Below are 13,564 nucleotides of genomic sequence, written 5' to 3'. Positions count from 1 at the left end.
GGGTAGCCTACTGGGTGCCATGTTCCCAAGCCGCCCACAATGTTGCATATCGGCCACCGGTAAGTGCAAGCAGCTCACGATGGGAACCATCTTCAATAATGTGGCCATCATCGATGACAAGAATCCGGTCCGCTTCAGCGGCCGTACTAAGTCGGTGGGCAATGGTGATGGTCGTCCGATCTGCAACAAGTGTTTGCATCGCATGGCGAACAAGCCGCTCCGTTGCCGGATCCAATGCACTTGTGGCTTCGTCTAGCACCAAGATTTGTGGGGAGGCGAGATGCGCCCGAATCAGTCCAATGAGTTGACGCTGACCGGCGCTCAAATTGGCACCGCGTTCGCCTAACGGTGTATCAAGCCCCAAGGGCAGCTCATGGAGCCACCCCAAGAGCCCTAAATCATCCATCGCATGAATAAAGGTTGCATCATCAGCACCTGGCTTGGCTAACCACAAATTAGAGCGTAGGGATGATGCCATGAGCACGTCATCTTGGGGAATCATCAGTATTTTCTCACGTAAGTCCCGTTCCCCAACATGTGCAAGGTCAATGCCGCCAATACGGATAACACCTGTCGTTGGTAGCAGGAGCCGAGTGACCAGTTTTGAGAGCGTTGTTTTACCACTGCCGGTTTCTCCAACCACCGCAACTTGTTCGCGTGGAGGAATATGCAAGGACGGCACCGTTAAGGCAGGGTGATCGCCATTGGTGTAGGTAATTGAAACGTGCTCTAGATCAATAGCTACCGGACCGTTTGGTATCGACTGCACGGTTCCGGTTTCGGCGGGGTCGGCAATAGCTGGCACCGTGTCCAAGAGGCCACAGACGCGACGCCAGCTCGCTAAGGTCATTTGTGCCCCAGTTATGGACTCACCAAACCACTTCATCGGGTCGGTGAACATATTCACAAGGAATGGGAACGCCAAGGCCACCCCGAGTTCTAACTGGCCGTGGGCAACCATGACAACACTGGCCACAATCGTGGCAACCACAACGATGGCTTGATACCACAGTGTGATGCCACTAAAGAGTGCCGACAACGATCCTCCACGCGTTTCTACGCGACGGGTTTCATCAATTGCGGTCAACACACGTTGTTGGGTTCGTTCAGCAATATCAAAGGTTTGAATGACCTCTGCACCCATTATCGTTTCGGCCAATACGGCCTGCATCGTGCCTGCTTTTTCACGAGCTTGGGTGAAAGCAGGCGCAATTTGTAGCTGAACACGCACCCCAATAATCGCGAAGATAGCAGTACAAATGGCCACGATCAGTGCCAATGGCCAGGCCCACCACACCATCACAATCGCTACCACAATAATCTGCAAGACCGAAAGCGCGAGGTTAATAAGCCCTGAACTGAGGTAACTTGAAATGTCATCCAAGTCGGTCGTCAATCGGCTAATCAACTGTCCTCTCGGGGCCATTGTTTGTTGTTCGATACTTAGCCGGTGCATGGCATTAACCGCGCGTAAACGAGCTTGGGCCAGGCCTGTTTCGGCCCCAGCTCCAAGACGGCGGATTGCAAGTACCTGAACACTTGATGCGAATGCACTCAGCAGTGCCCCGACACCCAATATGGTCAGTGCCCGATCGGTATCAATCGGTTCGGTGGCGATCACTCCAGCAACCCGTTGAATGACGAGCGGTACAACCAATCGGCCAGATGTCCCGATCATCGCAAAACAAATGGTTAGCCATAGCCCCTTTGTTAAGGCAGGCATATGGGTTGTTACCCCCTTAAGGGCGGCGCGTACACTCGCCGGTTCAAAAGGCGACTGCACATCACTTTGCCGGTGTACTGGTGCTGCACTCATGAGTCATCAACCTCTACCGCACGCAATAATGCTTCATAACTGGGGTCTGTCGCCAGCAACTCCTCATGCGTACCAATCGCGCGGATACGGCCATCGGCCATAACGACTACCCGGTCAGCCAAGGCAATCGAACCGGACCGGTACGCCACAATAACGGTTGTTGGGTGTTTGCCAGATGCCTTGGCGTCTTGCAACCCTGCCAAGATGGCGGCTTCCACGGACGCATCAACGGCACTGGTGGCATCATCCAAAATCAGGAGGCGTGGTTCGCGCAATAAGGCGCGTGCTAGGGCGATTCGTTGGCGCTGACCTCCGCTCAGTTGCGTACCTCGTTCGCCAACATGCGTTTCCATACCAACATCAGCAACGAAGCGATGAACCTGGGCAATCTCAATCGTGTGCCACAATTGTTCGTCAGCAACGGGTTCACCCAAGGTGATGTTTGCTTTCAAACTGTCATTAAAGAGAAACGGGGCTTGGAATGCGGCGCCAATCGCTTCGGCACGATCCGCAGGGTCAAGACGCTCAATCGGGGTACCGTCTATACGTATTTCTCCCGTGTCGGCAGGAAGGAGACCCGCAAGGAGATGCACGAGGGTACTTTTTCCGGCTCCGGTCTGGCCAACAATGGCGATCGTTTCACCAGGTTCAATCGTGAGTGACACATCGCGTATCCCGTGTGTTAAAGCGGGGTCACCACCGTCTGCAAGCGGGTGGAGATAGGTGACATGGTCGATTTCAATTCGTGCCCCTTGGGTTTGAGGCTGAGGTGAGTGTTCGTGCCCGCCTACCGCGCGATCAGTGACCGCCATGACCGCATCAATACGGCCAAGACCGGCCAAACTGCGGGGGAGTTCTTGTAAGAACAATCCCAAGACACGAAGGGGGGTTGTGATCATCCCAAGTAAATAGGCCACGGCGATCACATCGCCCGCACTGATTAAACCTGTACGCATCCTGACAATGCCTAATGCCAAAATGGCAAAGGTAGCGAGATACGGGATGCCTTGAAAGACCAAATCGTAGAGCGCAAAAATACGAGTCATTGCAATGCGTTTCTCTCGTACTGATTCAGCGAGTGGCTCAATACGAGCTAACTCCTCTTCACGCCGACCCAGCACTTTGATTGCAAGTGCGGCATCGGCACTTTCGTTAATCGCTCCAGTTAGGGTGCCCACAGCTTCGGCAGCCGCTTTGGCATGGGGTTGCATCCGACGGTTTAAGGCGCGATTGATCCCCAGCAACAATGGGACAATAATCAGCGTGGCAGCCAACATCGCCAAGTCGATGGTGGCCATATAGAGATACGTAGTGAGAATCATCACCGCCATGCCGATGCTCATCGCCATGGGAGGGAGGGCCGATGTTGCGGTTACCCCGTCACTGGCGACACGGCTAATGAGATCACCAGCGGGTTGAGCGCGATGCCAGGCCAGGGGTAACTTCAAGTAGTGCAGTGCAACACGAGAACGATGAAAGGCCTGGCCTTTAAGAATAAACACATATGACCCGTATCGACGCAATAACACCCCCAACCCGTTTAACAACCCCGCACCTAACAAGATGAGTGTTGCGTGAATAAGGTCCCGGGTGGGCACTGCGTTGGTACGGAGTGCGGGGATGATGATCGTGTCCGTTACTTGTCCAAGGAGACGAGCCCAAAGTACCGTCATGACGGCCCACAAGAACGAACCACCTATGGCGATGCCGGCATATTTAGGTGAGACCGTTAACCCTCGCCAGATGAAATCGCGGACCGTAATAGGGACTGGCTGCAAACTCATTGGTCCAGTATGCAATACGCACGTAAGGTTAAACGATGAATCCACGTTTAGAAGCTGCATTGGCAATTGCAAAAGAAGCTGGCCAGTTGACGCTGGAGTACTTCAATAAACCCGGTTTACAAGTTGAGATGAAGCAGGACTCATCTCCCGTGACGCTGGCAGATACCGGGTCTGAGGCGCTCATCCGAACCCGCATCGGTGAACAATTTCCTGGTGATGGGATGGTTGGTGAAGAGTTTGGAGAGCAGCTTGGCACCAGTGATTATGTGTGGACAATCGACCCTATTGACGGTACTAAGAGTTTTATTCACGGGGTGCCCCTCTATGGTGTTCTCATCGCCGTTGAAGATGTTGCTGGTCCGCTCATTGGGGTCGTACATCTTCCAGCATTAGGCGAAACGGTGTATGCGATTCGTGACGGAGGGGCGTTCTGGGAGCGCGCCGATGGTGACGTCGTACCGGCCAAGGTACGAACAACTACTGAACTTACTCGTATGAGTTTGATTCTGACTTCCGGTTTTGAATGGGCTACCCCTACGATGCGCGAAGCTTTTATACGTGGAGACACGATGGTGCGCACCTGGGGTGATGCATATGCCTGGCTACTCCTGGCGACTGGCCGTGCCGATGCGATGATTGACCATGGGATCATGGAATATGACATCGCCCCCCTGCGGGTGATCATTCCTGAAGCTGGGGGCGCTATGACCGTGTGGACTCCAGAAGGTCGAGATGATTTAGCTGCGGTGGTATCAACCAAAGGGCTTCACGACACGATGCTGAGCCGGTTCAAGGCCTAGATCTTGTCTATTTGGTCATGATGGGTGGTATCGCTGTTGATCCTTGTGATACGTCACAATACCCATTCATGGAATGAAAGGATTGGTATGTTGCGTACATCGACACATCGTTTATTTGTTACCGCATTGGCGTTGGCTTGGGCACTCGCCGCCTGCACCCCATCGGCTGATGAACAGGCCGATACAACGGTGCAACTTCCTGAAGGTAGCATGTCACCAAGCCAGTCATCGAGTGCCATGGCGAATGTAGCCACCAGTGAATCCCGTGCGTCGTCGGCGCCATCTGGTGATGATGAGGATAGTTTGCAGCTTGGCCAAGGGGTGAATGGGGTAAGCGAACTCCCTGAAAGCACCTATGAGCAAGCAATACAAACGCCACCAGGTATTTATCAAAAGCCTTACAAAGATGATCCTGATTATGACCGGAAAAATCAGGAATGGGAAGCAAATATTAAGGCTGAGCTTAAAAAGATTACTCCTGTGTTGCCAAAGGGATTGAAGGATAGGGATGATCCTAGAATCGCCACAATGCTTGCAAAAATCCTCTACTTGGTGGGGCGAAAACACGAAGTATTGGAAACACCTGATAAGTGGGGATATCTTATTTTTAAGGATAGTGGTGATAATCCATTTAATCATGAACCTGTTGTTGAAACAAACAATGTTAATATTGAAATAGTTCTAGATGCTAGTGGTTCGATGGCAGCGAACATTGATGGCAGGACCATGATGGATATTGCCAAAGAATCTATTACTAACGTGGTTAATCAATTACCACCCCATGCCAAGGTCGGATTGCGTGTCTTCGGCCATCGAGGTACTAATAAAAAAGCAGGTAAAGCTGAATCGTGCGCGGCAAACGAGCTTGTGGCACCGATTGCCAGTAACAATAGTGCACAGGTAGCGGATGCGCTGGGTTCAATTCAGCCCACAGGGTGGACATCTATTGCCCAATCCATTGCAATGGGTAGTGAGGATTTGACTCACCAATCAGCTGAAAAGGACCTCAATATCCTCTATATCGTCACTGATGGGATTGAAACATGTGACGGTGATCCAGTAGGTATTGCCCAACAGGTAAAAGCAGCCAACACGAATGTCGTGATGGGAATAATTGGGTTTAATGTTGATGCCAACCAAGACAAGGAACTTCGTGCTATCGCAGAGTCGGGTGGTGGATATTATGCCAACGCAAATGATGCCGTAAACTTGACGTCGGAGTTACAGCGTATTCATGAGTTGTCTAATTCTACCTACCAGTGGCAGCCGCTCGATTATCCATTGAAAGATAACGTTTGGAAGAGTCAGCATGAAGGTGTAACGGCAAACTTTGATTTATATAACTCTTATTCAGAGGAATATCACGATGTCATTCTAGAGGCACTTAAGCTTGGAAAAGAGGTTGGGATAGATTCAGGTGATGACTATGTAAGTTACCTGTTGGAAACCAAAGCTCGAGCACGCTATGACGAAATATTCAAACAGTTTAAAGCACGTCGTAGCGAGATAGAGAAGGCATCTAATGATTATCTACAATCATTAGATCAATACCTTGGACAAACGGTTGCCTATATCCCTCCTACAAGTCGCTATATGCAGTCAAGTCAGTACTACATTCCACGAAAGGAACGTGTTGGCGGTGGGGTGTCAGATGCGCCGTCCGAATAGTTTGCTACGTCGTTAGCGTTGGTGTGGACGGAATAACTCGGCATACGACGAACACAGAAGCGAGGAGGGGATGTGCTGGGCTAGTGCCCGTTAGTGCCCCAGCCGGTCGAGTCGGTCGAATCCGATAATGCGGCCAACCCCGAGGGCTACAATCTCGCGGTAAATGGCCTGCCACTCCTTCTCTTGGGATAGTGCTGATTCTTGGGCAGCGCTTGTAGTAACCGTTAATCCCAAACGGGCTGCCATGGCACTTGCTCGAGCCAGATGCCAGCCATCGCTGACAAGGGTGACTGTTGTGATGCCCTGGTTTTTTAAAAACCGTGAACTGGCTTTCAAACTCTGCCACGTCGATCGCCCTTGTACCTCTAGCATCAATGCGTCATCAGGCATCCCCTGATTCCGCAAGTAGGTGTACCCTACTTTGGCTTCGGAGGTTTCCCCTTCACCGCCTTGGCCGCCAGTTAAAACAACAACCGGTGCATAATGCTGCTCCCACAAGTATTTACCCTGGTCAAGGCGAGTTTTAAATACTGGCGACGGTCGTCCGCTCCACTGAGCGGCCCCCAGAACGACAATCGCTTGGCTTGGTTCGTCTTGGCGAGCAGAATCGTGGCCGGCTACCCACAGAATCTGAGCCGCTGTCACAAGGAGATAGATCACTATCACCACAAGGACAACAAGAACGGCTTGGAAGCCACGACGTAACCAAGTCATGTAATCGGTACAGAAAGGGAATAGAGATGGGTAGTAAATGTGTTGATTGGATTGGTAGGGCAAGCCCGAAATAAACCGACCAGTCCGTCATCGGCCAAGCCAATTGCTTCATCAGGGGTGCACCACCGCACCTGTTGGCTTTCCCCATGTGGCGGTCGGGGGGTGGTGCCCAGCCCTTTAAGGAGGTACCGAAAGTCATAATGACGATGACCACGTCCACCGTCATGGGCATCAATGTGGATCAGTCGTGGCCCGCCAGCAGGATGGCGGATCGCCAGTCCGGTTTCTTCACGGCTTTCACGAAGTGCTGCACGATGAGGTGCCTCATTTGCTTCGATATGGCCGCCCGGCTGAACCCAAATGCCTAGTCGTTTGTGCTGTAACAACATCACCCCTCGTTCGCTCACCACAATGCCAGCCGCAGTGATGTGGACGGTGTCACTATCAGCAGGAGGGGTTTGTAAAAATGTGGCCACTTCATCCCAGGCGGCAGCCTCACGCTCATCAACGGGCGTGCGGTGGGCACGCAAGGCATTAAGTTGCGTAATGGGTGTCATGGTTACGAGGAGGCAACCCAAACATGGTCGGCTTGGTCTTCTGTCATATACACCAGACCATTATCAGCGCTGATTTCAATACCATCCGGGCCGGATTGGATTGTTACTGACGCGCCTGGAATAGCTCCAGCGCGTTCCATTTGTTCAAGTAACTCGATATCAAACTGAACGGCTTCGCTAATACGTGCAATAACACCGCGACCAGGATGACGAGCCGCTAAACGAACGGTGGTGAGATCACGCCAAGGGGTAGGCACATCACCTTTAGGGATTGGATTACCAAAGGGGCTTGTCGTAGGTCCACCCAAGACGTCATAGATCTTTGTTTCCACGGTGTCTGAGATGACATGCTCCCATTTACAGGCTTCGCTGTGGGCGAATGCCCAATCCACACCAACAATGTCCGTGAGCAATCGTTCTGCAAGACGATGTTTACGCATCACACCGGCAGCGAGATGCTGGCCTTTCTCAGTCAAAATGACCCGTCGGCGTTCATCCAGGTACACCAAGCCTTCTGCCTCTAACTTGGCCACCGTTTCACTGACTGCTGGTGCGCTAACCCCGAGGCGCTCAACGAGACGTGCTCTCAGAGGTGGGATGCCTTCTTCAACTAGCTCCCAAACCGTGCGCAGATACATCTCAGTGGCATCGATTAGCGGCGTCATTCGTCCTCAATCTTCCATTCAGGTAGAGGTAACTGTCTCCAAGCTAACTTACACCTGCTCGGCTACCAAAACGCACAAGGAAAACTACCCATGCGCACGGGATTTCATGTATCTCGTTGTTGAGGTCGAACGCTAGCCTAATGGTATGGCTTCCGAATTTGCTTCTGCCCTCGATACCTTCCGTTCCAAAGTTGATGAGGTCGAACGCTATTTGGATATTGACACCAAACGCGCCCGGTTAGCTGAATTACAGGAGCTTGCTGCTGATCCTTCCCTCTGGGACGATCCTCAACGAGGGCAGTCTGTAGGGAAAGAACTGGCTGCGGTTGAGGATGATGTAAAGGTCTACGAACAATTTGTAACCAAATTGGATGATCTTGAAACGCTCCTTGAACTCGGTGAAGAAGAAGACGATGAAGAGTCAATTGCTGAAGTCAAAGCAGGGTTAGACGAACTCCAGGCCGATTTTGCTGAGTTGGAGGTACGGGTACTGCTGGGTGGCGAATTTGATAGCCGTGATGCAGTGCTGACCATTCAAGCCGGGGCTGGCGGTACCGAAAGCCAAGACTGGGCTCAGATGATCGCAAGGATGATTACCCGCTGGGCTGAACACCACGGATTCAACGTTGAAGAATACGAAACCCAGTACGGTGATGAAGCGGGGATACGGCGGGTGACCTATGGGATTAAAGGCCCCCGTGCGTACGGGTGGTTGCGATCCGAACATGGGGTCCATCGATTGGTACGCATTAGTCCGTTTGATTCCAATGCCCGACGCCACACGTCATTTGCATCAATGGATGTAGTGCCTGAAATGGACGAGGCTGCCGACGATGTAGTCATTGGAGATGATGATCTCCGTATCGATGTGTACCGCTCCTCAGGCCCAGGTGGTCAGGGGGTAAATACAACCGATTCCGCGGTCCGTATCACCCACCTACCAACAGGATTAGTTGTTAGCTGCCAGAATGAACGGTCACAGCTTCAGAACCGTGAAACGGCGATGCGGCTCTTGAAATCCAAACTTTTACTTTTGGAAGCACAGAAACGTCAGGCCGAACTTGATGCGGTTCGTGGCGAACAAGCTGACGTGGCGTTTGGAAGTCAAATTCGTTCCTATGTGCTGCACCCATACCAAATGGTGAAGGACCTGCGAACGGGCTATGAAACAAGTGCTACGACGGCTGTTTTGGATGGTGACTTGGATGGGTTCATGATGGCTTGGCTTCAGTGGCATGCCGCTGGTGGTAATCCAGTCGGTGCAGATGTCGACTAAATAGGCCAGTACATATTGTTGTCTATTTTCCTGTTACCGTGGCAAACAACTGCTGCTCTTGGCCGCTTGTCCGGTTGAGATGCGTGGGTTTAGCTGCGCTAACGGGTACCTTCTGAACTGATGATCACGTTTGAACGGGTGAGTAAAACCTACAAAAACACTATTGCGGCGCTGAATGATGTCAGCGTCGACATTGGTAAAGGTGAGTTTGTCTTTTTAATCGGCCCTTCGGGCTCAGGTAAATCCACCTTTATCCGGCTGCTACTCAAAGAAGTAGAACCAGACAGTGGCGACATTTTTGTGGCAGGTAAAAGCGTTGTCGGTCTGAAACCTTGGCGCGTTCCCACCCTGCGACGACAGCTTGGCTGTGTATTCCAAGATTTCAAGTTGCTGTCAACCAAGACGGTCTACGAGAACGTGGCGTTTGCCCAAGAAGTAACCGGACAGACACCCGACCGAATCAAGGTTGATGTACCAGATGCACTTGCCGTTGTGGGTCTTGCTGAAAAAGCAAGTGCCATGCCACGTGAATTGTCTGGTGGTGAACAACAGCGAGTTGCTATTGCACGGGCCATTGTGAATCGTCCACGCATTATGTTGTGTGACGAGCCGACGGGGAACCTAGACCCTGAAACCAGTGTTGGCATCATGAAGTTGTTGGATCAGATTAACAAGGCTGGAACGACGATTGTGATGGCCACTCACGATGCCCAGATTGTGGACTCTATGCAAAAACGCGTGATTGAGTTGCGCAACGGTGATCTTGTTCGTGACCAAATGAAGGGGAAGTATCACCATGTTGGCTAGATTGCGCTATGTGCTGGCTGAGGTCAGCATCGGCTTGCGCCGAAATGCCATGATGACGATGGCGACCATGCTGACGATTACGGTCACCTGTCTCCTCGTTGGGGGTGGCTTACTCGTTCAACGTCAGGTCGCCCTTGTTCAAGATGTCTTGTACGCCGACGTTGAAGTGTCGATGTATCTGCTTGACAACATTGCCCCAGAAACACAACAGAACTTGTTACGGGACCTAGAAAACCAAGATGTTGTGAGCAGTGTGGTGTACGAGTCCAAGGAAAAGGCACTTGAGAATGCCAAACAAATCTTTGCCGAAGATCCCATTCTTCTGCAAGATGCCACTGCTGATGCGTTGCCAGCTTCATTCCGTATCAAATTGAATGACCCCGAACAGTTTGAGGTTATTTCCTCCATGTTTGAAGGTCGTGAAGGTGTGGATGAAATTGTCGACCAGCGTGACAGCCTGAATAACTTCTTTGCGATTATGGGCCAGATTCGCCAATTTACGTTGGGTATGTCAGTCCTCATTGCATTGGCGTCCTCAATGCTCATTGCGACGACGATTCGATTAACGGCGTTTGCTCGTCGTGAGCAAACCGCAATCATGCGTCTCGTTGGGGCAACAAGTTGGTACATCCGTGGCCCCTTCATGATTGAAGGGATCATTACTGGCCTCATTGGTTCGATGATTGCTTGTGGTCTGCTTGCCGTCGGCGTTCGCCTCTATGCCAGTGGGCTTGCCGATTCGGTTAAGTTCCTACCTTTTATTGGACTGACCGATGTCATTGCCATTTCTCCCATTCTCATCGGTGGCACGGTATTAGCCAGTGCGTTGATTTCAATGGCTGCACTCCGGCGCTTCTTACAGGTGTAACTCTGTCATCGCCCAAATTGGGTAAACGGACAAACGTTCATTCGTGTTATGCGGTCATGCCTCTAGACTTTCGGGCATGACCGCTTTGTGTGATGTGCTTTGTGATGCGGCGACGCCCAGTATTTCCTTTGAGTTCTTTCCCCCAAAGACAGATGAAGGCGAGCGCGCATTGTGGAGTACGATCCGCGATCTGCAACCCTTCAATCCCACATTCGTAAGTGTGACCTATGGTGCGGGTGGCTCCAGCCGAGACCGTACCGTTGGTATCACCGGACGGATTCAATCCGAAACGAATATGACCGCCATGGCGCACCTTACTTGCGTGAATGCAACCGCGGAAGCGGTCCTCGACGTTGTTGAAGAGCTCGATAATGCACGTGTCCGTGCCATCATGGCATTACGAGGTGATCCACCTGGTGGGTTTGGGGCACAGTGGGAACCCACCCCAGGTGGCTTTAACCACGCCAGTGAACTGGTTGCCGCAATTCGAGAGCGTGAACGGCCCGACCAGCCGTTCATCATTGGCGTAGCGGCGTTTCCCGAAGGGCACCCCGAAAGTAGTGGCCTTGACGACAGCGCCCGATGGTTAGCCTTCAAACTTGAACAAGCCGATTTTGCGATTACCCAGATGTTCTTTGACATCGGCCACTATGAGGACCTGGTCATGAGGGCAAGTCAGTATGGCGCCACCAAACCGATTATTCCAGGCATCATGCCACCGACGTCCGCCTCTCAAATTTCGCGTATGGTCACGATGAGTGGTGGGTCCATGCCCGACCGCTTACTCCAAACACTTTCATCCTTTGAAAACCCGTCAGATCAAGCCAGTGCAGGTATCGATTGGGCAACACAATTTGCCCAATCGCTCATTGATGCCGGTGCCCCTGGTATTCACCTCTACACCCTCAATAAGAGCACCGCGAGCCAAGAACTCGTGCAGCGACTCACACTCCCTACCCACGATCAGTAGCTCATCGGGCTTTGGGTAGGTGAGGTATGCACACCCCTTCGGATTCTGGAGGATTTATGACAAGCTCAACGACAGTCAGTCAGCCTGGCGTCCGTGTCCGTATCCAACAGTTTGGTACCAAACTCAGCAATATGGTGATGCCAGTTATCGGGGCATTCATCGCTTGGGGCTTTATTACGGCCCTCTTTATTGAGAATGGGCCCTTTCCTAATGAAACGATTGCGGCCTTAGTTGGGCCTACGATTACCTATCTGTTGCCGGTCTTAATTGGGTTTATGGGCGGCTACAACGTATACAACATCCGTGGTGGTGTTGTGGGGGCTATGGCCACAATGGGGGTCATCGTTGGGTCTGAGGTGCCCATGTTCATTGGAGCCATGATTATGGGTCCACTCACGGCTTGGGGCATGAAGAAACTTGACCACCTCTGGGGTGATTCCATTCCCAGCGGGTTTGAAATGCTTGTCAATAACTTTTCGGCTGGAATCTTTTCAGGGGCTATGGCCATCATCGGATTACTAGCCATTGGTCCTGTGGTTGCGGCGTTTTCCTCGGTCATGGCTGCCGGTGTGCAGTTTTTAGTAGACAACAGCTTGTTGCCTTTAACGTCCATTCTCATTGAACCAGCCAAAATCTTGTTCTTAAATAACGCCATCAACCATGGCATCATCACACCGTTAGGTACTGAACAGGCCCTCGTTGATGGCAAAAGTGTGCTATTCATGCTTGAAGCCAACCCCGGCCCTGGCCTTGGGATTTTGCTTGCCTGGATGCTATTTGGCCGAAAAGAGTCAACGGCTCGAACCTCAGCGCCAGGAGCGGCCCTCATCCACTTCTTTGGGGGTATCCACGAGATTTATTTCCCCTATGTACTGATGCAGCCTCTTCTCGTCGTGGCGTGCATAGCTGGTGGGATGACTGGGGTCTTTTTGAATGTATTGCTGGGTGTAGGGTTGCGTGCCCCAGCTGCACCAGGATCAATTATTGCCGTGCTAATCCAAACACCCGATAAGATTCCGGCTTTGATTGCCGTCTTTGGGGCTGCTGCTGTTGCATTGATTGTGGCTGCCCCTATTGTTCGAGCCACGCGCAGTGATGCCCTTGGTGAGGCTACCGCCAAGATGGAGGATTTAAAGGGTAAAGAGAGCGCGGTCGCTGGGGTTTTGACCGGTACAGCGGCGCAATCAACCAAACCAATTGAACGGATTGTGTTTGCCTGTGATGCGGGAATGGGGTCAAGTGCGATGGGTGCGAGTGTGTTGCGCAAACTCGTGCAGAATTCGGGTCATAGTGAGGTTGAAGTAACCAATAAGGCAATCAGTGAACTGACTGATACCTATGACGTGGTTGTCGTTCATCAAGATTTGGCTGATCGGGCTTCACCCTTGGTCCCTAGCGCCACGATCGTTACGGTCGATAATTTCATGAACAGCCCCCGCTACGGGGAGGTTGTCGAGATGGTGAACCGTTCTAACGCCCAAGACGAAGACACGTCTGGTCTGACTGAACCGGCTCCATCTTCTGAAATACGAGAAGAAGCTGACACGATCAGTGCCTTAGCCAAGCTGGTGAGTGAAGATTTAACCGTTTTACATGGATCAGCGACGGACCAACACGACGCCATTGAGCAGGTGTGACA

Annotated in this window: 12 protein-coding genes; 7 read left to right on the top strand and 5 right to left on the bottom strand. The window is 51.9% G+C overall.

Annotated elements, in window-relative coordinates; all coding sequences use genetic code 11:
• Window positions 1-7: 7 nt before the first annotated feature.
• Together VCU37_RS08405 and VCU37_RS08400 are read right to left on the bottom strand one after the other, a co-directional pair.
• Entirely contained in the window at window positions 8-1,816 is a 1,809-nt protein-coding gene (locus VCU37_RS08405) for an ABC transporter ATP-binding protein (RefSeq protein ID WP_336250200.1), read from the bottom strand.
• Window positions 1,813-3,600, bottom strand: a complete 1,788-nt coding sequence (locus VCU37_RS08400; protein ID WP_336250199.1) for an ABC transporter ATP-binding protein — start codon at window positions 3,598-3,600, stop codon at window positions 1,813-1,815. The genes VCU37_RS08405 and VCU37_RS08400 overlap by 4 nt, the downstream gene beginning before the upstream one ends.
• Before the next feature lie 35 nt (window positions 3,601-3,635).
• Here VCU37_RS08400 and VCU37_RS08395 point away from each other — a divergent pair, with 35 nt between their 5' ends.
• Complete coding sequence (locus VCU37_RS08395; protein WP_336250198.1) at window positions 3,636-4,400, top strand: inositol monophosphatase family protein; 765 nt, start codon at window positions 3,636-3,638, stop codon at window positions 4,398-4,400.
• Window positions 4,401-4,487: 87 nt separating this feature from the next.
• Window positions 4,488-6,068, top strand: coding sequence for a vWA domain-containing protein (locus tag VCU37_RS08390; protein ID WP_336250197.1), 1,581 nt, complete (start codon window positions 4,488-4,490; stop codon window positions 6,066-6,068).
• 90 nt (window positions 6,069-6,158) lie between these two features.
• Here the strand turns inward: VCU37_RS08390 and VCU37_RS08385 are convergent, their stop codons facing one another.
• From VCU37_RS08385 to VCU37_RS08375, 3 genes are read right to left on the bottom strand one after another with little or no spacing between them, the layout of a single operon-like run.
• Window positions 6,159-6,782: a YdcF family protein gene (locus tag VCU37_RS08385; protein ID WP_336250196.1), complete on the bottom strand. Its 624-nt coding sequence runs from the start codon at window positions 6,780-6,782 to the stop codon at window positions 6,159-6,161.
• On the bottom strand, window positions 6,779-7,339 hold the full coding sequence (locus VCU37_RS08380) for an NUDIX hydrolase (protein WP_336250195.1): 561 nt from the start codon (window positions 7,337-7,339) through the stop codon (window positions 6,779-6,781). Before VCU37_RS08380 ends, VCU37_RS08385 begins: the two co-directional genes overlap by 4 nt.
• Window positions 7,340-7,341: 2 nt before the next feature.
• Window positions 7,342-8,004 (bottom strand): metal-dependent transcriptional regulator, encoded by a 663-nt coding sequence (locus tag VCU37_RS08375; RefSeq protein WP_336250194.1) that lies wholly within the window; start codon window positions 8,002-8,004, stop codon window positions 7,342-7,344.
• A gap of 145 nt (window positions 8,005-8,149) precedes the next feature.
• Between VCU37_RS08375 and prfB the strand changes: the two genes are divergently transcribed.
• The 5 genes from prfB (at window position 8,150) to VCU37_RS08350 (ending at window position 13,562) form a co-directional block, all read left to right on the top strand.
• A complete protein-coding gene (prfB, locus tag VCU37_RS08370; RefSeq protein ID WP_336250193.1) occupies window positions 8,150-9,280 on the top strand; it encodes a peptide chain release factor 2 in 1,131 nt (376 codons plus the stop codon).
• Window positions 9,281-9,400: 120 nt separating this feature from the next.
• The gene (gene ftsE / locus VCU37_RS08365) at window positions 9,401-10,087 is read left to right on the top strand and encodes a cell division ATP-binding protein FtsE (RefSeq protein ID WP_336250192.1); all 687 of its coding nucleotides are present in this window, start codon (window positions 9,401-9,403) and stop codon (window positions 10,085-10,087) included.
• On the top strand, window positions 10,077-10,955 hold the full coding sequence (gene ftsX / locus VCU37_RS08360; protein WP_336250191.1) for a permease-like cell division protein FtsX: 879 nt from the start codon (window positions 10,077-10,079) through the stop codon (window positions 10,953-10,955). The genes ftsE and ftsX overlap by 11 nt, the downstream gene beginning before the upstream one ends.
• Window positions 10,956-11,031: 76 nt before the next feature.
• The gene (locus VCU37_RS08355; RefSeq protein ID WP_336250190.1) at window positions 11,032-11,925 is read left to right on the top strand and encodes a methylenetetrahydrofolate reductase; all 894 of its coding nucleotides are present in this window, start codon (window positions 11,032-11,034) and stop codon (window positions 11,923-11,925) included.
• A gap of 26 nt (window positions 11,926-11,951) precedes the next feature.
• On the top strand, window positions 11,952-13,562 hold the full coding sequence (locus VCU37_RS08350; RefSeq protein ID WP_336250189.1) for a PTS mannitol transporter subunit IIBC: 1,611 nt from the start codon (window positions 11,952-11,954) through the stop codon (window positions 13,560-13,562).
• Window positions 13,563-13,564: the final 2 nt, after the last annotated feature.

This window comes from Stomatohabitans albus, assembly GCF_036336025.1.
Taxonomy (GTDB): domain Bacteria; phylum Actinomycetota; class Nitriliruptoria; order Euzebyales; family Euzebyaceae; genus Stomatohabitans; species Stomatohabitans albus.
This window is presented reverse-complemented; position numbering and strand designations above follow the sequence as displayed.

What these genes read in the sequence shown, in the direction of transcription:
- VCU37_RS08405 (WP_336250200.1), bottom strand. Translation starts at nt 1,816, where the DNA reads ATGAGTGCAGCACCAGTACACCGGCAAAGTGATGTGCAGTCGCCTTTT.
- VCU37_RS08400 (WP_336250199.1), bottom strand. Translation starts at nt 3,600, where the DNA reads ATGAGTTTGCAGCCAGTCCCTATTACGGTCCGCGATTTCATCTGGCGA.
- VCU37_RS08395 (WP_336250198.1), top strand. Translation starts at nt 3,636, where the DNA reads ATGAATCCACGTTTAGAAGCTGCATTGGCAATTGCAAAAGAAGCTGGC.
- VCU37_RS08390 (WP_336250197.1), top strand. Translation starts at nt 4,488, where the DNA reads ATGTTGCGTACATCGACACATCGTTTATTTGTTACCGCATTGGCGTTG.
- VCU37_RS08385 (WP_336250196.1), bottom strand. Translation starts at nt 6,782, where the DNA reads ATGACTTGGTTACGTCGTGGCTTCCAAGCCGTTCTTGTTGTCCTTGTG.
- VCU37_RS08380 (WP_336250195.1), bottom strand. Translation starts at nt 7,339, where the DNA reads ATGACACCCATTACGCAACTTAATGCCTTGCGTGCCCACCGCACGCCC.
- VCU37_RS08375 (WP_336250194.1), bottom strand. Translation starts at nt 8,004, where the DNA reads ATGACGCCGCTAATCGATGCCACTGAGATGTATCTGCGCACGGTTTGG.
- prfB (WP_336250193.1), top strand. Translation starts at nt 8,150, where the DNA reads ATGGCTTCCGAATTTGCTTCTGCCCTCGATACCTTCCGTTCCAAAGTT.
- ftsE (WP_336250192.1), top strand. Translation starts at nt 9,401, where the DNA reads ATGATCACGTTTGAACGGGTGAGTAAAACCTACAAAAACACTATTGCG.
- ftsX (WP_336250191.1), top strand. Translation starts at nt 10,077, where the DNA reads ATGTTGGCTAGATTGCGCTATGTGCTGGCTGAGGTCAGCATCGGCTTG.
- VCU37_RS08355 (WP_336250190.1), top strand. Translation starts at nt 11,032, where the DNA reads ATGACCGCTTTGTGTGATGTGCTTTGTGATGCGGCGACGCCCAGTATT.
- VCU37_RS08350 (WP_336250189.1), top strand. Translation starts at nt 11,952, where the DNA reads ATGCACACCCCTTCGGATTCTGGAGGATTTATGACAAGCTCAACGACA.